Below are 19,879 nucleotides of genomic sequence, written 5' to 3' on the forward strand. Positions count from 1 at the left end.
ACGTCTATATAACAACGCGGAAGACGAGGCGGCTTTTCTGCCTCGCAAAGGAACTGGCCCGGTTCAATGACCATTGATCCAGATAGGAAAATAGAATTGCCTGACGGGAAGGCGGAAGAGGCGGCTGACTGGCTGATACGCCTGCAGGCGGGATCGGTGGAGCCGCGGCTGAAGGCGGAGTTTGATCGATGGCTGGTTGCCTCGCCGGCAAACCGTCTTGCCTGGGAGCGGACATGCAAGACATGGCGCAACCTCGGTCTGGTTGAACCGGCTTTCAAGAACCTCTGGGAAGATGCGCCCCACCTGCCGGCCAAGGCCGAAAAACAGCTGCCGCGGCGACGATTCTCCGTTCGCCACTATGCCGGCATGGCCATGGCTGCGGCGTCGCTCTGTCTTGCCGTGTTTTTCGTACCTGCTTTTTTCGTCCGTATCGAGGCGGATTATCAGACCAGTACGGCTGAAAGCCGCACGATAATCCTTGAAGACGGCAGCAGGGTGCAACTTGCCGCTGCGAGTGCGCTTTCCACCGATTTTACCGATGGCCGCCGTAATGTGAAAGTGCTGAAGGGCGAAGCCTTTTTTGATGTCGTGCCGGATAGCGCACGACCCTTCGTGGTGGAGACGAAGAACGTCACCGTTCAGGTGCTGGGCACGGCTTTCGATGTCGATCTCACGGATGGCATAACGCAGGTCGCGCTTGCGCATGGCTCGGTGGAAGCATCCTTCCGCAATGCGGCGCCTACACGGCTCATCCCCGGCGAGATGCTGATTGTCGACGCCTCCGGCGCAATCCGAAAGGAGAGCGTGTCCGTGGAGGATATAGGCGGCTGGCGCAATGGTGAGCTTTATGTGGTGGATGCGACGATCGGCTCGGTCGTGGAGCAGATACAGCGCTATCATCCGGCATGGCTGACGATGGCGGACAAAAGGCTGGCCGAGCAGCGGGTAACGGGTTTTTACGATCTTCGCGACCCCGACCGCGCGTTGGAAGCCTTGGTGGAACCTTACCGGGGCAAGGTGCATGCGATTGGCGGCAGCGCCCGCATCATCACCCGCTTCTGAAACAGTTGAAAACAAAAAATCATATTTATTTTCAGTAATTTATAAAATTTCCTCAAAAAGCCTGAAAAAAATCGCCGAGGCAATCGTCTTTTTGTTGAGTAATCCGGTCAAGATATTTCCGGAATGAAAGACAGGAAGACTAAAGCAATATGCGCCTCCATATACGTGTAACCGGTTCGGGCAGAAAAGCGGGAAAGCAGGCGCGCACAGCCATGCTGCTGGCGACGACGGCTGTCGTTGTTTCAATCTCGATGCCGGTTTTTGCGCAGACCGGACCTGATGCCGCCAATAGCCAGCGCCCGAATGACGAGCAGGGCGCAATGCGTCCGTTCAACATTCCTGCCCAGTCGCTGTCATCCGTGGTCGGCGCCTTCGGGCGGCAATCCGGCCTTCAGGTCACGCTGGCCACGCCATCGGCCGGCAATGTGCGCACCAACGCCGTCACCGGCAGTTTCACGGTGCGGGAGGCGCTGTCGCGGTTGCTGGCGGGAACGGGCGTCAATTTCCGCATCGCCGGAAATGGCAGAACCGTCATCATCGGCACCGGGGTATCGACCGTCGATCTTTCGGAGGCGGAAGGCACGACGGTTCTCGAAACCATTACCTTGACCGGTAAAACCGGGCGCAACTCCATTGCCGGCTCCGGTTATCAGGGGACGCCAGACTGGGTTTATGAAACGCCCGCAAGCGTCAGTGTGGTCGGCCGCGAGGCGATCCAGTCGGCAGGCGTGCGCAACACCCGCGATGTTTTCAACCGGGTCTCCGGCGTTTATGCCGGCGAGGGTAATGGCAGCTTCCCGACCGTTTCGCCCAATGTGCGCGGTTTGCAGGAAAGCGGCCGCGTGGTCGTCTCCATCGATGGCGCGCGGCAGAATGCGCAGCGTGGGTTCAGCACCGGTGGCGCATCGATTTATTCTGCCAATAACGGCCAGGCCTATGTGGACGCCGCCTTCATACGCGCTGTCGAGGTCGAAAAAATGACCAGCGCCACATCCGGCAATGCCGGTTCGCTGGGCGGAAAGGTCGAGTTCCGTACCGTCAGCGCTGCAGATATTATCCCTGAGGGTGCGAACAAAGGCGGCGAGGTGAATATTTCCCGCGGCACCAATGGTTACGATTTTCAGGGTTCGGTTTTGGCTGCTGTCCGAGAGCCGGATGGCCCACTCTCCTTCGTTGCCGGTTACAGCCGTACAATCATGGATGAATATAAGATCGGCACCAGAGGCGAGGCCCGAAGCACCGCCTTGACCATGAAGGACCTGCTCGGCCGGGATGGCTGGTCTAGTTTTTTCAAGGGTGAAGGTGACTTCGGGGACGTGAAGACGTCGCTGTCGTGGATGCACCAGCAGAATGATTTCGTTCAGGGCGCCGCCGAACAGATAGACCGGGAGAGCGTGCGTAACGACAGCATCGTTGCCAAGTTGGACTGGGACCCCGAAAGCGAACTCATAGACTTCAAGTCCTCGCTGTGGCTGAACGATAATATGACGCACGAGTTGCGGTCGGCGCGTCCCGGATATGCCGTTGAAACGAACCTTGACATGGGTTTGCGGAGTTTCGGGGGTAGCGTCGAAAACACCAGCCGTTTCGATACCAAAGCGGGTGAGCTCAGCCTGAATTATGGCGCGGAAGCTTTCAGGGACATTTCCTCGTCGGTTGCCACGAGCTCTGCCATTACGAATAACCCCGCCTTTGCCAGCAGCTACACCGCTTTCAGCCCGCCCGGGCGGCGTGATGTCGCAAGCCTGTTTTTAAACGGTGAACTTGAGCCCGCGGACTGGATAGTGATAAGCGGCGGCGTGCGATATGACTGGTCGCGTCTGAAAGGATCGGCGACTTACTACGATCAGGTGACGGTTGAGACGGGTTCAAACCGTGTTGTAGGCGCGATAGACAATTATCTCACCTATGTTTCGCAATACTCGCGGGCAACTTACGATCGCGTATACGCGATTTGCACTACGGGTGTATTTGGTGGTCGCACTTTTACCGCGGCACAGAGGGCAAGTTCCTGCAACACTCTGAACAACGTTTGGCCTGCTACTAAGGGTGAAATCATCAACGGCCAGTGGCGGGATGCTGGAACTACCTATTTTGGCACGACTTCTTCGACGGAGTACCCTTCGTATGACGTGGAAATAGACCGTACCTATAGTGCCTGGTTGCCATCCGCTACGATAGAACTAAAACCCGTTGACTGGTTCCGGCCCTACGTGAGCTATTCCCAGAGCCTGCGACCGCCGACAATTCTTGAGGCCTTTTTTGCCGGCGCACGTCCTGGAGATTCGGTCGGCTATGAATATGCTCCGAACCAGTCCCTGCGGGCGGAAAAAGCAACAACCTATGAAATCGGCGCGAATATCAGTTTCGATGGCGTGCTGCTGGACCACGATTCCATTCGTATCAAAATGGCCGCCTTTCGCCGTGAGGTGAAGGATTATATCGCTCTTGGTTATCTCGTCACGGATCAGGTCGCGAACCGCACCTATACCAGCTTCGTCAATCTCGATGGCACGACTTATATGCGTGGGCTCGAATTCGAGGGCAATTATGATGCGCGTAGCTTCTGGCTCGGCGGCTCGGCAACGCTGCTGAAGACTGACTGGCCGGACAAAACACAGGTATTTTCCAACGGCACAACCACGACAAGTGGCGAGATCATCGCATGGCCAGGCGATGTCGCACCGAAGGTTAAGTTTACGCTCGATGGCGGCATGCGTTTCTTCGACGAAAAATTCTCTCTGGGAGCGCGGCTCAACCATGTCACGCCGACACAGTCACGCACGCTCGATACGGAGGGCAATCTGCGCGAGGTGACCGATCCCTACACGACGGTGGACCTCTATGGTTCCTATGCTTTCAACGACAAGGCCACACTTCGCTTCGCCGTCAACAACCTGACGGACCGCAAATACATCCCGGCCACAAGCGCTTACACCGCGCCGGGCCGGACCTTTATCGCGACGATGAACGTAAAATTCTGAGCGCGGAAGAAATTCTCCGGGCTGGGTTGCAGCCCGTCCCGGAGATGAAACGCCTTCGTCACATGACAAAGGTATCCCTATTGGCCAGCAAAGGAGTACACCTATGGCTACCACAATTCAACTGACGCAGTCTTCCTCCGACCTGATCGGTTACCTTAACGGTTGGACGAGCGGTTTCGGTTCGACCTATGGTGCGTTCTACGACGCTCAGACCAGCTCTCTCGCCACCACCACCATCGATCCGAACACGACCTATGAGGCGTGGGGCGATGGCAGCTCCGGCGGCAAGGGCATCGTCATGAGCGGTGCTCTGCAATACTCCCAGGGCAACCTGACGGGTTCGGTCGACAGCATCGTTCTGGGTACCGGCTACAGCCAGTCCACCAGCGGCATTGCCGTCAGCCAGCAGGAACTGTTGATCGATCCCGACGGTTCCTACTCGCTCGCAGGCGCGCGCGACCTGCTCGATCTCGCCGTTTACCAGCTTGCGCGCTTCGGCTCGCTGGCCGGCTTCTATGACTATTTTGCGGCTACCGGCACTGTGATCGAAGACACCGCTTCCTCCAACACCCTGACAGGTTTTGCTGGCGCAGATACATTCGTTTTCTCCGGCGGCAATGATGTGGTGAAGGCTGGCCCGACCGGAACCTACGGTTATCAGGACGGAGCAGACAAGCTGGACGTGTCCGCCTGGGGCGCCGGAAGCATTGATGATGTCATAATCGGCAACAATGCAAACGGAGATGCGGTCATTGAAAACCTCTTTGGTGGCGACACCATCACCCTTGTTGGTGTAGATTTCAGCGTACTCGACGCATCGGACTTCATTTTCGCCAGCGCAACGGCGCTTGCCGCGTAAAGGAAAATCAGGCTGTGGGCTTTCAAAACCACCAGCAGACACCGCCGCAGTCCCTCGCTGCGGCGGTTGTTTCGCCCCTTAAAAGCACATTTTTCGGCGTTGCGCTCGTCAGTGGCGTGGTCAATATACTCGCGCTCACGTCGCCGCTCTTCATGCTGCAGGTTTATGACCGGGTTCTGGCAAGTGGCAGCCTGCCGACGCTGGTCGGGCTCGCCCTTCTCGCGCTTGGCCTTTACGGCTTTCAGTGCCTGCTCGATATCATCCGTGCCCGCGTTCTGATCCGCATCGGCGAGGACTTCGACATGCGTTATTCCGGCAGGGTGCATGATGCGGTGGTACGTCTTCCGCTCGTCAACCGCATGCCGGGTGACGGTCTGCAGCCGCTGCGCGATCTCGACAATGTGCGCGGCTTCCTGTCCGGCACGGGACCGACCGCCTTTTTTGATCTGCCGTGGATGCCGCTTTATCTCGGCATATGTTTTCTGTTTCATTTCTGGATCGGCGTAACGGCGCTTGCCGGCGCGGTGCTGCTCGTTTCCCTCACGATCCTCACCAACATCTTTTCGCAGAAGCCGATCCGCGACACCATGGTCGAGAATATGGCCCGCAACAGGCAATTGGAGGCCTCGCGCCGCAATGCCGAAGTCGTGCAGGCCATGGGGCTCGGCGGCCGGCTAGGAAAGCGCTGGCAAATCTCCAACGAGGCCTATCTCGCCGCCAATCGCAAGGCGGGAGATGTGGCCGGCGGTCTCGGCAATATTGCGAAATCCCTGCGGGTCGTGCTGCAATCGGCCATTCTGGCGGTCGGCGCGTGGCTCGTCATCAACCAGGAAGCTTCGGGCGGCGTGATGATCGCCAGCTCGATCATGATGGGCCGGGCGCTTGCGCCCGTCGATCTTGCCATTTCCAACTGGAAGTCCTTCGTGGCCGCCCGGCAGAGCTGGGCGCGGCTGAAGGAGCTTTTTGCACAGATGCCGGCCAATGCCGCCGCGATGGCCCTGCCGAAGCCTGAAAAGGAATTACGCGTCGAAAATGTTACCATCGTCCCGCCGGGAGAGAGAAAGCCGACGGTTGCCGGACTTGGTTTCATCGTGACCGCCGGAGACGCGCTTGGCGTCATCGGCCCCTCCGGCTCGGGTAAATCCACCCTGTCGCGCATTCTCACCGGCGCGTGGATGCCGGTGGCCGGCAAGGTACGGCTGGACGGTGCGAGTTTCGATCAGTGGGACCGTGAGGCGCTCGGCCGCCATATCGGCTATCTGCCGCAGGGCGTGGAGCTGTTCGATGGCACGATCGGGGAAAATATCTCCCGTTTCGAGGATAATCCCGATCCCGAAGCCATCATCGCAGCGGCCAAAGCCGCGGGTGCGCACGAACTGATCCTGCGTTTCGAAAAAGGTTATGACAGCGATATCGGTGAGGCTGGCTCGGCGCTTTCCGCCGGACAGCGCCAGCGCATCGGCCTTGCCCGTGCACTTTATGGTGATCCCTTCATCGTGGTGTTGGACGAACCCAACGCCAATCTTGACGCGGAAGGCGAAGCCGCCGTGGTCAGGGCGATTTCCTCGGTCAAGGCGCGGGGGGGCATTGCCGTCGTTATCGCCCACCGGCCGAGCGCCATCGGTGCGGTTGATTTCATTCTGATGATGGAAGAGGGGCGGATGAAAGCCTTCGGCCCGCGCGACGAGGTGCTGTCGAAGGTGCTGCGCGTTCCGCAGGGGCAGGCGGTCAAGGGATTTGCCGCATCCGCCCAGACGGTCTCACCGCTGCGTGTCGTTGCCAATACCCAGGCTCAGCCGGTTGTACTGGAAGAGGCTAATCAGGAAGGAGATGCGGATGTCAAAAATTGATCAGCGCACCCACGTGTCCCGCTCCATTCGCAAGCATCTTCTTGCCGGCCTTGCCGCAAGTGTTGCGCTGCTGGCCGGTGTCGGCGGGTGGGCCGCGACGACCAATCTTGCCGGTGCGGTCGTGGCGTCCGGGCATCTGGTTGTGGATTCCTATAGCAAGAAAGTGCAGCATCCCAAAGGTGGTGTGGTAGGCGAAATTCTGGTGAGCGAGGGTGGCAGGGTGAAGGCCGGCGATGTCGTCATGCGTCTCGACGCGACGCAGACGCGCGCCAATCTCGCCATCGTCACCAAGCGGCTGGACGAGCTCAGCGCACGCATGGCAAGGCTGGAGGCCGAGCGCGACGATCTGGCGGAACTCACTTTCCCGCAGGCTCTTGTGGCGCGTAAGGACAATCCCGACGTGGCTTCCGCCATGCGCAGCGAAACCAAGCTGTTCGAATTCCGCAAATCTTACCGTGAGGGACGCAAGGCGCAGCTTGCCGAGCGTATCACCCAGTTCGAGCATGAAATCGAAGGGCTGAAGGCGCAGGAAGTCGCCTATGATAACGGCCTTGCCGTGCTGGACGCCGAAATCACCTCACAGAAATCCCTGCGTGAACAGGGGATCGTCTCCGTGCAGCGGCTGAACAGCCTCCAGACTCAAGCTGCGACCTTCGGCGGCGAGCGTGGCGAAAAAATCGCCTATCAGGCGCAGACGGCTGGACGGATCACCGAAACAAAACTGCAAATTCTCCAGATCGATCAGGAACTGCGCACCGAGGTCGGGCGGGAGCTTCGCGAGATACAGGCCCAGATGGGCGAATATGTCGAGCGGAAGGTCGCCGCCGAGGATGATCTTAAACGTATCGATATCATCGCGCCGCAATCCGGCATGGTGCATGAAATGGCGGTTCACACGGTGGGCGGCGTGGTGACGCCTGCCGATCCAATCATGCTGATCGTACCTGACGGGGATGAGTTGGCGCTGGAGGTGCAGATCGTACCGAAGGATATCGACCAGATCCAGGTCGGTCAAAAGGCCATGCTGCGCATGACCGCCTTCAACCAGCGCGTGACGCCGGAACTGGAAGGCCATGTCAGCCGTATCGCGGCGGATATCACCACCGACCAGCGCAGCGGTCTGTCCTATTATCTGGCGAGAATTTCAGTGCCGGTCTCCGAGCGAGAAAAGCTGAACAAAGCGCCGCTGGTGCCGGGCATGCCTGCCGAGGCCTTCATCCAGACCAGCGAAAGGACCGCGCTGTCCTATATCGCCAAACCGCTGACGGACCAGATCAGCCGCGCTTTCCGTGAGGACTAAAACTTTAGGCAGACAACGGACAGGTTATGCCCCGTCCGCAAAACGGAAGGCCGGAAAACCCTGAACATCGGCCGGAATGGCCCAGACGCCGCCGGAATGCGGAAAGCGCGTGCGGGCCTCCTCACTCATCTTGTTTCCGTGTGAGGTGACGAACAGGGTTCTGAAATCCTCGCCACCAAAACAGGACATGGTGGGATGCGGCACGGGCATCCGGAATTTATCGAATGGCTTGCCGTCATCATCGTAAACATTCAGCATTCCAGCGGAAACGCCGGCGCTCCAGTATCTGCCGTCACCATCCACACAGCCACCGTCCGGGCGCCCCTCTTCTTCGGTCGGCCGGGCGATGATCCGGCCTTCGTCGAAAATGCCGCTCCTCTTGTCGAAACGTCGCCTGCGAATCCATTGCTGAACGGAATCGCTATGCCACATCACCGCGCCATCGGCGGAAAAGGCGAGGCCGTTGGGACAGGTCATCCCCGTCTCCATAAGACGTATGTCGTTTGCGGTGACCCGCCATAATTGACCTTTCGGTCGTATCTCGCTGAACGGCCCGCCATCCATGGTGCCGACCCAGAATGCGCCATCCGGACCGACGCGCCCGTCGTTCAGCCGGCAGGGCAGGGCATCGGGCGCGGGTATGGTGACGAGTGTTTGCACCGTGTCGCTTTCAGGATCGACCAGCAGGATCTGCATTCCACATGCGACGATCAGCCTGCCGCTTTCACAAAGGCCAAGACAGGAGACGGTATCCGCAAGGGTGCATGTCCAATATGTCCGGCTGGAAGGGGCGAAAGAATGGAGCTTTTTCTCCACGATATCGCACCAGAAAAGGGCTTGTCGCCGTTCGTCCCATACGGGGGATTCCGCAAGCGTGCCGATCACGTCGCAGAACAGTTCCGCCTGTTCCAAATTCCGCATTATCTCTGCCATTGTAATTTCAGTTCGTCCGGTCTGATGTTTGCAGGATTTCCGCCCTAGTCGAAATATTCGCGGTGAGCCTCGTATATTTGCGACAAAATGCCAAGGACACGTCGCAGATGCTGGCGCAGCCATTCCACAGCGCGCTCTTCATCCCTGGCTTTGACCGCGTCGTAGACGGCTTCATGTTCGGAAAGCAGGCGGGCCATATGGGCCTCATCGGTTATGGCGAGCACTCGCAACCGGTCCAGTGCCGCCTTTTCCCGCATCAGCAGTGTTTCCAGACGGTCAAGGCCGGTGGCGGCGGCCAGCGCGCTGTGAAACTGATCGTCATGCAGGCGGAACGCTTTTCTGTCGCCGTCCACGATCGCCTGGCGCTGGGCGGCCAGAGCCTGTTCGATGTCACGCATCGCCCGGGTGGACAAATCCATCTGGCAAAGCCTGCGAATGGCGGCCACTTCAAGCGCCTCGCGGATGAATTGAGCGCTTCTGATCTGCTGTTCCGAAAGTTTTGAAACATAGGTTCCCCGGCTTGGCAGGGTAACGATCAGCCCGTCATCGCGAAGACGGCTCAATGCCTCGCGAACAGGCGTGCGGCTGGAATTAAAAAGCTGGCCGATATCGTTTTCCGAAACGGCCTGGCCCGGTGCAAGCTGTCTTGCGAGGATGGCGCCCTTCAGCGCGGCATAGATCTGGTCCACCGCGGGACGGTTCAAATCCAGTGGCTCCATCTCCGGGGCCGGGCGCTCTGTCGTCAGGCCTTTTCGCATTTTTCCCCCTGCGTCCGGCAATTTTCATAATCCTGTTTACCGGAATGCAAATTTATTGACAACCGGCATACCGGTATGCACTTTTACCGCCAAGCGTGGGTTGGGAGGCTCGCGGTCATGCGGACAGGCAAAACTTTTGTCATTGTTGGTGCGGGAATGGTGGCCAGAACCCATGTGCTGGCAGCGGCTGCCTGTGCCGATAAAATGACGCTCAAGGGACTGGTCGATGGCGGCTCCGGGCGGGCGGCGCGCCTTGCAGAGGAGGCATCCAAACTTGTCGGGCATGATGTCGCCGTCTATCGATCCATTGAGGAGGTCGCTGACGATCCCGAGGTGGATTTTGCCATTGTTGCGACACCGCCGAACGCCCGCGCAAGCGTGGTCCAGCCGCTCGCGCGCGCCGGCAAACATATCCTTCTTGAAAAGCCGGTTGCCCGCGGCACAGTGGAAGCCGAGGAACTTGTAGCTTTCTGCCGCAGGGCCGGTGTCACGCTCGGCATTGTTTTCCAGCACCGTATCCGGGCGGCATCCCGAAAGGCGAAAGAGCTGGTTGCCAGCGGCACCCTTGGTGCACTCGGTGTCTGCGAGATTTCCGTGCCCTGGTGGCGCACCCAGGCCTATTACGACGAGCCGGGGCGTGGAACGCGGGAGCGGGATGGCGGCGGCGTTCTGATATCGCAGGCGATCCATACGATCGATCTGGCGCTCAGCCTTGCCGGTCCGGTCGCGCGGGTGCAGGCCATGGCGGCAACGACGCGGTTCCACAGGATGGAGACGGAGGATTTCGTCTCTGCCGGGCTGCGTTTCGAAAACGGTGCCGTAGGCTCACTGGTGGCAAGTACCGCCAGTTTTCCCGGCGGGGCGGAAACCATCACACTGCATTTCGAAAACGCGAGTCTGAGACTCGCTTCCGGAGTGCTGCATGTGGACTGGAGGGACGGGCGCAGCGAGGCTTTTGGCGGTGCTGCGTCCGGCACCGGCGGTGGCGCCGATCCCATGGCTTTCACCCATGAATGGCATCAGGCTGTCCTTGAGGATTTCGTCGATGCCCTCGTTTCGGAGCGTGATCCGGTGGTTACCGGCGAGGCCGCGCTCCTTTCTCACCGACTGATCGATGCAATTGTCAAATCCGCCGAAGGCGGCAAGGAAGTGGAACTGCGCAATGAGTAAACCGATCAAATTTGCGGCTCTCGGTATCGAGCACCGGCATATTTTTGGCATGTCACAGAACATGCTGAATGCCGGCGCGGAATTTGCCGGCTGGTGGACGGAGGGTGAACCAGAGGTCGTGGAAGGTTTCCTGAAACGGTTCCCCGATGTTCCGCGCATGAAGAGCGTTGAAGACGTGCTTGCCGACCCGACCATCGACCTTGTCCTGATCGCCGATGTTCCGAAGAACCGAGCCGATCTTGCTATCCGTGCCATGGATGCGGGCAAGGATGTGATGTCGGACAAGCCGGGATGCACGACGCTTGCGCAACTGGAACGTTTGCGCGAGGCCGTTGCCCGGACCAAACGCATCTGGTCGGTCAATTTTTCGGAACGTTTCGAAGTGCCGAGCGTCACGAAGGCCACGGAACTGGTGGCTGCCGGCGCCATTGGCCGGGTCGTGCAGACCGTCGGCATGGGGCCACACCGCCTCAACCGCGCGCTGCGCGCCGACTGGTTTTTCGACCGCGAATCCTATGGCGGCATCCTGACCGATATTGCCAGCCACCAGATCGACCAGTTCATGTTCTTTACCGGCTCGACAGACGTGGAAGTGGTTTCGGCGACAGTGGCGAACTACGCCAATCCCGGCGATCCGGGTTTGCAGGATTTCGGCGAGGTGTTGCTGCGCGGTGACCGGGGCCACGGTTACATCCGCGTCGATTGGTATACGCCCGATGCGCTGCCCACTTGGGGCGATGGCCGCCTGACCATTCTGGGAACGGAAGGCTATATCGAGCTCCGGAAATATGTCGATCTCGGCAACAAGCCGGGCACCGACCGGCTCATTCTCGTCAATGGCGACCGCTGCGAATATATCGACGCTTCCGATGCCGGCCTGCCCTATTTCGACCGCCTGTCGGCGGATATCCGCAACCGCACTGAAACCGCCATGCCGCAAGCGCATGTGTTCAAGGTTTGCGAACTCGCGCTTCATGCGCAGGCAAAGGCCGAAGGGAGAAAGGCATGATCGGCGTTGCAATCATCGGCGCCGGCATCGGCGCATTGCATCTGAAGGGGTACCGCGCACTTCCCGGACGTTATGCGGTCAAGGCGATCTGCGATCTCGACCAGGAGCGGGCGCGCAAGCTTGTCGAGGATGATCCCTCGATAAAGGTGACCGCCAGCCTGGATGAGGTACTGGCGGATGAGAGCATCTCGCTGATCGACATCTGCCTGCCGCCGCACCTGCATTTTCCGGTCGCCCTGCAGGCCCATGCCGCCGGCAAGGATGTGATTTGCGAAAAGCCGCTCGTGCGTTCGCTGGAAGAGGCGAATGCGCTGCTGCTTTCGGTGAAGAACACCGGTCGTCAGGTCTTCCCGGTTTTCCAGTATCGTTTCGGCCATGCCATGCGGCAGCTGCGTGCGCTCATCGATGCCGGTCTTGCGGGGAAAGCCTTTGTCGCCAGTTCCGAAGTGCACTGGAACCGGGGCGCAGACTATTACTCCATTCCTTGGCGCGGCACGTGGAAAGGCGAATGCGGCGGCGCGACCCTCGGCCATGCCATTCATGCCCATGATCTCATCTGCCATGTGCTGGGTCCCGTCGAGGAAGTATTCGCGTTTGCCGATACAAGGGTGAACACCATCGAGACCGAAGATTGCGCGGCGATCAGCCTGCGCATGAAGAGTGGGGCATTGGTCACAAGCTCCGTCACGCTCGGCGCGGGTAATGATACGTCGCGACTGCGTTTCTGTTTCGAGGGGCTGACTGCCGAAAGCGGCACCAAGCCCTATGCGCCGGCCGAAGACACCTGGCGCTTCACGGCACGCGCGCCGACGACGCAGGAGGAGATCGACGCGGTTCTGGCGAAGGTCGGCACCGGGCTGGATGGTTTTGCCGGCTTCCTCGAGGCCATCGCGGATGCGGTGGAGGGCCGTGGCGGCAATGAAGTGACCGTGGCTGACGGGTTGCGGTCCATTGAACTCGTCACCGCCATCTACAAATCCGTGCGTCAGGGACAGCCGGTGCGGTTGCCGCTGACTTCCGGTGACGATCTCTACAAGGGCTGGGCGCCGCAGGCGCCGGTTTTGCGGGAAGCCTGATATGACCGACAGGAAATTGAGATCCGACCGCTGGTTCGCCCCCGACGACCTGCGCAGTTTCGGTCATCGCTCGCGCATGATGCAGCTCGGTTATGCGGAAGAGGATTTTGTCGGCAAGCCGGTTATCGGCATCCTCAACACTTGGTCGGAGTTGAACACCTGTCACGCGCATTTTCCCGAACGCGTGAAGGATGTGAAGCGCGGTGTCTTGCAGGCGGGCGGCTTCCCTGTCGAGATGCCTTCGCTTTCGGTCGATGAGAGTTTTACCAAGCCGACATCGCTGCTCTATCGCAACATGCTGGCGATGGAGACGGAAGAAATGATCCGCTCTCATCCGCTTGATGGCGTGGTGCTGATGGGCGGTTGTGACAAGACGACGCCGGGCCTCGTCATGGGTGCAATCTCCGCCGGCGTGCCGATGATCTATCTGCCGGCCGGGCCGATGCTGCGCGGCAATTATGCCGGCAAGGTGCTGGGGTCCGGCTCCGACGCCTGGAAATATTGGGACGAGAGGCGGGCCGGCAATGTCAGCGACGAGGAATGGCGCGGCCTTCAGGGAGGCATCGCCCGTTCCGCTGGCGTCTGCATGACCATGGGCACCGCATCGACCATGACGGCTATTGCCGATGCTCTGGGGCTCACCCTCCCGGGCGCATCCTCCATTCCGGCGGTGGATGCCGAACACCAGCGCATGTCTGCCGCCTGTGGGCGCCGTATCGTGGAAATGGTGGGTGAGGATCTGACCCCGGACGGCATTCTGACGGCGGCTGCGTTCCGCAATGCCGCCATCGTCGCGATGGCGACCGGCTGTTCGACCAATGCCGTCGTGCACTTGATCGCCATGGCGCGCCGCGCCGGTGTGCCGCTGACGCTTGACGATCTGGATGAGCTTGGCCGTGTCACGCCGCTCATCGCCAATGTCCGCCCCTCCGGCAAGGACTATCTGATGGAGGACTTCTATTATGCGGGCGGTTTGCGCGCTCTGATGAAGCAGCTTGAAAGCCGGCTCAATTGTTCCGCCCTGACGGTAACGGGCCGCAGCATGGGCGAAAATCTCGAGGGCGCAAAGGTTTATAATGACGATGTGATCCGTTCGCTCGACAATCCGGTTTATGCGGAAGGTTCACTCGCCGTTTTGCGCGGCAATCTCTGTCCGGATGGCGCGGTCATCAAACCCGCCGCCTGCGATCCGAAATTTCACATCCATGAAGGTCCGGCACTGGTTTTTGACAGCTATCCCGAGATGAAGGCGGCGATCGACGATGAAAATCTCGATGTGACGCCGGATCATGTGCTGGTGCTGCGCAATGCCGGCCCGCTTGGCGGCCCCGGTTTTCCCGAATGGGGCATGCTGCCGATCCCCAAGGCGCTGATCAAACAAGGCCATCGCGACATGCTGCGCATCTCCGATGCCCGCATGTCCGGCACTTCTTATGGCGCCTGCGTGCTGCATGTTGCGCCGGAGAGCTTTATCGGCGGGCCGCTCGCCTTGCTAAAGTCAGGCGATATCGTGCGGCTCGATCTGCCGCAGCGCCGCCTCGACATGTTGGTCAGCGATGAGGAAATCGCCAGCCGCCGGGCCGCCTGGCAGGCACCGCCGCCGCGTTATGAGCGCGGCTATGGCTACATTTTCTCGAAACATGTGAGCCAGGCCGATCAGGGATGCGATTTCGACTTCCTGCAGACCGATTTCGGCCGCTCGGCCGGTGAGCCGGATATTTTTTAGGCTAGGTGCCATCAAGCAGAATGACAGGAGATACTGAATGAACAACGAGACGCGCGAAAAGCTGATGACGATTTCCGTCGCAACACTGGCAACGGCGCTTTATAAGCGCGGCTTGCGAAACCAGGTCATTCAGGGCGTACATCCGCTCGGTTACAAGGGCACGAATATGGTCGGGCCGGCATTTACGTTGCGTTACATGCCCGCCCGCGAGGACCGCAACCAGCTCGTCGAATTTCGCAATCCCGCCCATCCGCAGCGCGTCGCCATTGAAACCTGCCCGGCGGGCCATGTGATGGTGATCGACAGCCGCAAGGATGCGAGCGCCGCCTCGGCCGGTGATATTCTGGTCACGCGGCTGATGGTTCGCGGCGGCGCGGGCATCGTGACCGATGGCGGTTTTCGTGACGCCGCCACGATTGCCGAGCTGGATATTCCGGCCTACCACACACGCCCTTCCAGCCCGACCAATCTGACCAAACACGAGGCGATCGAGATCAACGGCCCGATCGGCTGCGGCGACGCGCCGGTCTTTCCCGGCGACATCATCGTCGGTGATGCGGATTGCGTCATCGTCATTCCCGCCGGCATTGCCGACGAGATTGCCACCGAGGCGGTGGAAATGACGGCTTATGAGGATTTCGTGGTGGAGCAGGTCAAGGCGGGTCAGTCGATCATCGGGCTTTACCCCTGCACCAAGGAGGAGCACCAGACGGCTTTTGCCGAATGGCGCAAGAAGAACAACCGCTGAACCTTACAGCCAGCCCAGTGCTTTCGCCGCGCGGATCGCCTCCGCGCGGCGTTTGCAATCCAGCTTGCGGAACAGGTTGCCGAGATGAAACTTCACCGTCACCTCCGAGATATTAAGCGTCTGGGCGATCTTCTTGTTCGACATACCGCTGGCGAGCAGTTGCAGCATCTGCGCTTCCCGCTGCGAAAGCCCGCCATGCAGGGCACGCGCCTGCGGTGAATTCACGGAAGCGGCGAAAATCGACAGCGCGGTGCGGACATCGGACGAGGTTTCGATGAAGCTGCGGATGCGGCGATTGTTCAGAAGCGGCGACAGGAAGATGCGCTCCTCCGACAGAACGCCGCTGCAGCCAAGGCGGGTCGCCGATTCAAGGGCCGTGAGGATGTGGGCGCGGGCGGCGGCATTGTCGCGGCGCTGATGCGCGGCATAGCTCTGCCAGATTCTCAGCGCGACCTTTTCGCGGTTGGTGACCTTGGGATTGGCGATCATCGCGTCGATCTGGCGGGAGAGATAGGCGCGCGGCGTGAAAAGATGCACCGAATCGCGCAGCCAGGCCATGACATAGGCGATCTCATCGCGGCGCATCAGTCGGGAAAGATCCTCATGCGCGCTCTCCACCCAGTTGCGGCCCATGGGCATGCGGATCGCGGAAAGCGTCGCGGCCGCATCCGCCCAGCGGTTGGCGTTCTGATAGGCAAGAGCCGTCCTGATCTCCATCATCGCATGGAATTGCAGCCCTTCTGAAAGGTGGATCCACAGGCCGTCGAGAAAGCCCGGTCGAACGGTCATGGGAAAATGGTCGATCAACACCTGCGAGGCGTAAAACAGGGCAAACTGCATCAGGCTCGGCCATATCTCGGCCGCAGCGAAATGATCGAATTCATGTTCGACGAAATGCAGCAGGTCGCGCGGCTTTCCCGCCTCATAGGTAAGACAGGCTTCCGCCAGCCGCAACATCCGGAACTCCTGCGCAGCATCATGCGGCACCTGTTCCAGCCGTGTGCGCGCCTCCTGCGCCGCTCGACGGGCTAGAAGCACATCGCCGCTCATCAGCCGCAGCACGATCTGGTGCAGATGGATGAAAAATTCGAGCAGCGGCTGACCGCCCATCTTGCGCAGATAGATCAGAGCGCGTGCGGCGGCCGCCTCCGCCTCGCGGAAATTGCGGCGGCGGATTTCGAATTCCAGCAGTGCATTATAATAGGCCGCCCATTTGCCGTGATCGTTCATGGGATAGTCGGCCATGAATTCCCCCAGACGCGTGATTACCGCGTCATTGGGGGTCAGGTCCTCGGCAATCATCAGGTTCAATCGGAACGTGCGGGCGGCGAAGGAAAAGCGTGAGCCACGGGCAAGCACCTTCAGCGGATCGAGGTAGTCCGATCCGAGGCTTTTGCCCAGCAGATGGCGCACGCGCTGCAATTCCCCCTGTTTCAGCAGGGCGCGGGTAACGGCGAAGAGCACGGTTTCATTCGTTGCGATCATATCCTGCGAAAACCGCATGATGATCTCGCGAAACCTGTCGACGCTGCTCCTGTAGATGAGTTCGCGGCCATGGGCGCGTTCCAGGATTTGCGCGGCATGGGTCTCATAACCACGGTCGAGCAGCATCGCCATGGCCGCAAGCGCCCGCCCTTCCTTTTCGAAAGCCGATGCGACCTCTACCACGGCGCTGCCGGCCTGCAGGGTAGCAAGACGTTCCCGCGCAGCCACGCTCAGAAGCCGTATCAGAGTCGGGTGATTTTCGGGATTTCCGGTTAGGAAAGGCGGCAGCAGTTCGGTCCAGTCCGCCTCGGGTTCCGCAGAGGGATTTTCCAGCCAGAACGAAAGTTCAACCGTCTGGGCGGGAGAAAGATGCGGCAGGTAGTTTTCCCGCAGATAGTTGGCACACAGCGTTTCATTCGGAAAACGCGCCAGTGACAGAAAAGCCGGCCAACCCGCATAGTCGTGAAGGGCGAGACGTTTCTGCTCAGATGGCAGGTCCTCCACCTCATCCTCGCCAAGAAGCAGTTCATTCGGCCCGATGGTAAGCGAGCCGCGATGCAGGATTTGCCGGGCCAGCCCGCTGATCCGCTGATCCGGCCGGCAGGCGATGACCACCAAGCGCACCGTCTCCAGAATGGCGGCCGGCATGCGCGCTGCCCGTGCGAAAACCGGCACGTCCCAAAGGAGACAGCCATTTTCGATCTCGTCGCTTCGCGGCTGGTGCGTGCGGCACACCGGCGTTTCGAGCTCTTTTGCAAGCATTTCCAACAGCACGCTTTTTCCCGCACCCGCAGGTGCGCGCAGAAAGACCACGCTGGCGGTTTCGCTGGCGATGCGGCGGCAGAGGCGGGTGCGAGGCAGGAGCGTCATTCGCAAAGGCATAGGGGATTTAAGCCTAAAAACCTATACTCATCTTTCAAAAAACTATACCTTTCGGCAATTGTTCAAACGGACATGTGGTGAAAACTTGTGCTCACGCAACCGATGCACAAGGAACGTTCCACCGATGCAGCAACATCCGCTGGTCGCGATTTTGAACAGGCTCGGCACCTTCGTGCTGGTCATGATCGCCCTGTCCATCATGATTTTCGTGCTGGCCCGCGTGGTGCCAGGCGATCCCGCCCGCATGGCGCTCGGTCCTGCGGCAACACAGGAGCAGGTGGATGCGCTGCGCGGCGAGATGGGTCTCGATAAGCCGCTCGCCGTCCAATATCTCGACTATATCGGCAATGCCCTGCACGGCGATCTTGGTTTCTCGCTGGTGTCGCAACGCCCGGTGACTACCGATCTGGCGCAGACCGTTCCGGCTACCGTGGAACTGGTACTTGTCTCGGTCATCTTCATGTTTGCCGTCGCCATCCCGCTCGGCGTCATCACGGCACATTATCGCGACCGCCCGCTGGACCATATCGGCCGCATCCTGTCGCTCACCGGGGTCACGATCCCGAGCTTTCTTTTCGCCATCACACTGCAATTGCTGGCCGCCCGGTTTCTCTCCGGCTGGCCGATCATCGGCAGGTTCGACCACGGGCTTGGCTGGCAGGGCGGCCCGACGGGCTTCATCCTGATCGACGGCACGCTGGCCGGACGTTTCGATGTGGTGCTCGATGCGCTGAAGCATCTCGCACTGCCGGCATTTGCGCTTTCCATGGCAGGCATCGGCCAGATCACCCGCATCACCCGCTCCTCGATGATCGAGAACCAGCGCAAGGACCATGTGCTGACCCTGCAAAGCTTCGGCGTGCCGGAGCGGGTCATCATCTTCCGTTACTTGCTGAAGCTCTCTTCCATCGCGCCGCTGACGATCATGGGTCTCGAATTCGCGTCCTTGATCGGCAATGCCTTCGTCATCGAGATGGTCTTCGCTTGGGGCGGTTTCGCCTCCTACGGGCTGAACGCCATCCTGCAGAAAGACCTCAATGCCGTGACCGCCGTGGTGCTGGTCGCCGGCCTGTTCTTCATCGTTGCGAACCTGATCGTGGATGTCCTGATCTCGATCATCGACCCGCGCCTGCGCCGCAAGGAGGCTCGCTGATGGCTGATATGAAAATGCTCGAACCCACCGATCGCGGCCTAAGCGCTGGTTACATGATGTGGTATCGCTTCAGCCGCAATCCGGCGGCGGTCATCGGTTCGCTGATCCTCCTGTCGGTGCTGGTGCTGGCGGTCTTCGCGCCATGGCTCACGCCCTATCCCAAACATATCGGCGCGGTCGTTGATTTTCGTGCCCGCCACATGCCGCCGGATCTGGAGCACTGGTTCGGCACCGACAAGGCCGGCCGCGATATCTTTTCGCGTACCATCTTTGGGCTGCGGGTCTCGCTGCTTCTCGTCATCGGCGTGCTCGGCATTTCGGTGCCGGTCGGAACCGTGCTTGGCCTCATCGCCGGTTATTTCGGTGGCTGGACTGAAAAGCTCATCAGCGGCCTGACGAATGTGATGCTGGCCATGCCGCCGCTTGTCATGGCGCTGGCGGTCTCCAACCTGCTGGAACCGACGCTGATGAACGCCATGATCGCGATCACGCTGCTATGGTGGACCTGGCATGCGCGGCTGATCTATTCGGTATCGAAGTCCATCGCTTCGGAAGACTATATCGAGGCGGCGCGTCTTGCCGGCGCCGGCCCGCTGCACATCCTCTTTCGCGAAATCCTGCCCAATTGCGTCTCCGTCATATCGGTCAAGACCACGCTGGATGCCGCCTTCGTCATCCTGTTCGGTGCGACGCTGAGCTTCCTCGGTTTCGGCGTCAAACCGCCGACCCCCGACCTTGGATCGATGGTTGCCGACGGGCGCCAGTTCATGCCGGATTTCTGGTGGGAAGTGCTCTGCCCCGGTGTGGCCGTGCTTTACGTGACGCTGGGTTTCAACCTGCTGGGCGACGGCCTGCGTGACATGTTCGACGTGGAAAGCTAAGGC

General features: G+C 60.0%; 15 protein-coding genes. 12 read left to right on the forward strand and 3 right to left on the reverse strand.

Annotated elements, in window-relative coordinates; genetic code table 11:
• The first annotated feature begins 66 nt into the window (after positions 1-66).
• The 5 genes from AC1ROR_RS15245 (at position 67) to AC1ROR_RS15265 (ending at position 8,055) form a co-directional block, all read left to right on the forward strand.
• Positions 67-1,062 carry a FecR family protein gene (locus tag AC1ROR_RS15245; protein ID WP_498589903.1) on the forward strand — a complete coding sequence of 332 codons (996 nt, stop codon included), beginning with the start codon at positions 67-69 and terminating at the stop codon, positions 1,060-1,062.
• A 149-nt stretch (positions 1,063-1,211) separates the two neighbouring features.
• Positions 1,212-4,046, forward strand: coding sequence for a TonB-dependent receptor (locus AC1ROR_RS15250; RefSeq protein ID WP_498589904.1), 2,835 nt, complete (start codon positions 1,212-1,214; stop codon positions 4,044-4,046).
• Between the two features lie 103 nt (positions 4,047-4,149).
• Positions 4,150-4,905: a hypothetical protein gene (locus AC1ROR_RS15255; RefSeq protein WP_498589905.1), complete on the forward strand. Its 756-nt coding sequence runs from the start codon at positions 4,150-4,152 to the stop codon at positions 4,903-4,905.
• A 14-nt stretch (positions 4,906-4,919) separates the two neighbouring features.
• Positions 4,920-6,755, forward strand: coding sequence for a type I secretion system permease/ATPase (locus tag AC1ROR_RS15260; RefSeq protein WP_498589906.1), 1,836 nt, complete (start codon positions 4,920-4,922; stop codon positions 6,753-6,755).
• Entirely contained in the window at positions 6,742-8,055 is a 1,314-nt protein-coding gene (locus AC1ROR_RS15265; protein WP_498589907.1) for an HlyD family type I secretion periplasmic adaptor subunit, read from the forward strand. Before AC1ROR_RS15260 ends, AC1ROR_RS15265 begins: the two co-directional genes overlap by 14 nt.
• 24 nt (positions 8,056-8,079) lie before the next feature.
• Here AC1ROR_RS15265 and AC1ROR_RS15270 read toward each other — a convergent pair whose 3' ends face one another.
• Positions 8,080-8,976 (reverse strand): SMP-30/gluconolactonase/LRE family protein, encoded by an 897-nt coding sequence (locus tag AC1ROR_RS15270; RefSeq protein ID WP_498589908.1) that lies wholly within the window; start codon positions 8,974-8,976, stop codon positions 8,080-8,082.
• Positions 8,977-9,032: 56 nt separating this feature from the next.
• Entirely contained in the window at positions 9,033-9,746 is a 714-nt protein-coding gene (locus AC1ROR_RS15275; RefSeq protein WP_035221072.1) for a GntR family transcriptional regulator, read from the reverse strand.
• Positions 9,747-9,863: 117 nt separating this feature from the next.
• On the opposite strand from AC1ROR_RS15275, the gene AC1ROR_RS15280 reads away from it, so the two are divergent.
• Genes AC1ROR_RS15280 through AC1ROR_RS15300 form a run of 5 tightly spaced genes read left to right on the forward strand, consistent with a single transcriptional unit; the run spans position 9,864 to position 15,475 of the window.
• Positions 9,864-10,916, forward strand: coding sequence for a Gfo/Idh/MocA family protein (locus AC1ROR_RS15280; protein ID WP_498589909.1), 1,053 nt, complete (start codon positions 9,864-9,866; stop codon positions 10,914-10,916).
• A complete protein-coding gene (locus AC1ROR_RS15285) occupies positions 10,909-11,925 on the forward strand; it encodes a Gfo/Idh/MocA family protein (protein WP_498589910.1) in 1,017 nt (338 codons plus the stop codon). Before AC1ROR_RS15280 ends, AC1ROR_RS15285 begins: the two co-directional genes overlap by 8 nt.
• On the forward strand, positions 11,922-13,001 hold the full coding sequence (locus AC1ROR_RS15290) for a Gfo/Idh/MocA family protein (RefSeq protein WP_498589911.1): 1,080 nt from the start codon (positions 11,922-11,924) through the stop codon (positions 12,999-13,001). The genes AC1ROR_RS15285 and AC1ROR_RS15290 overlap by 4 nt, the downstream gene beginning before the upstream one ends.
• 1 nt (position 13,002) lies before the next feature.
• On the forward strand, positions 13,003-14,727 hold the full coding sequence (gene araD / locus AC1ROR_RS15295; protein ID WP_498589912.1) for an L-arabinonate dehydratase: 1,725 nt from the start codon (positions 13,003-13,005) through the stop codon (positions 14,725-14,727).
• Positions 14,728-14,764: 37 nt separating this feature from the next.
• A complete protein-coding gene (locus AC1ROR_RS15300) occupies positions 14,765-15,475 on the forward strand; it encodes a ribonuclease activity regulator RraA (RefSeq protein ID WP_498589913.1) in 711 nt (236 codons plus the stop codon).
• Between the two features lie 3 nt (positions 15,476-15,478).
• Here AC1ROR_RS15300 and AC1ROR_RS15305 read toward each other — a convergent pair whose 3' ends face one another.
• Positions 15,479-17,830 carry a helix-turn-helix transcriptional regulator gene (locus AC1ROR_RS15305; protein WP_498589914.1) on the reverse strand — a complete coding sequence of 784 codons (2,352 nt, stop codon included), beginning with the start codon at positions 17,828-17,830 and terminating at the stop codon, positions 15,479-15,481.
• Between the two features lie 136 nt (positions 17,831-17,966).
• Between AC1ROR_RS15305 and AC1ROR_RS15310 the strand changes: the two genes are divergently transcribed.
• Both AC1ROR_RS15310 and AC1ROR_RS15315 read left to right on the forward strand, forming a co-directional pair.
• Positions 17,967-18,995, forward strand: coding sequence for an ABC transporter permease (locus AC1ROR_RS15310; RefSeq protein ID WP_498589915.1), 1,029 nt, complete (start codon positions 17,967-17,969; stop codon positions 18,993-18,995).
• Positions 18,995-19,876 carry an ABC transporter permease gene (locus AC1ROR_RS15315; RefSeq protein WP_498589916.1) on the forward strand — a complete coding sequence of 294 codons (882 nt, stop codon included), beginning with the start codon at positions 18,995-18,997 and terminating at the stop codon, positions 19,874-19,876. Before AC1ROR_RS15310 ends, AC1ROR_RS15315 begins: the two co-directional genes overlap by 1 nt.
• The last annotated feature ends 3 nt before the right edge of the window (positions 19,877-19,879 follow it).

The sequence above is a fragment of the Agrobacterium sp. GW821-FHT14E08 genome (assembly GCF_058803865.1).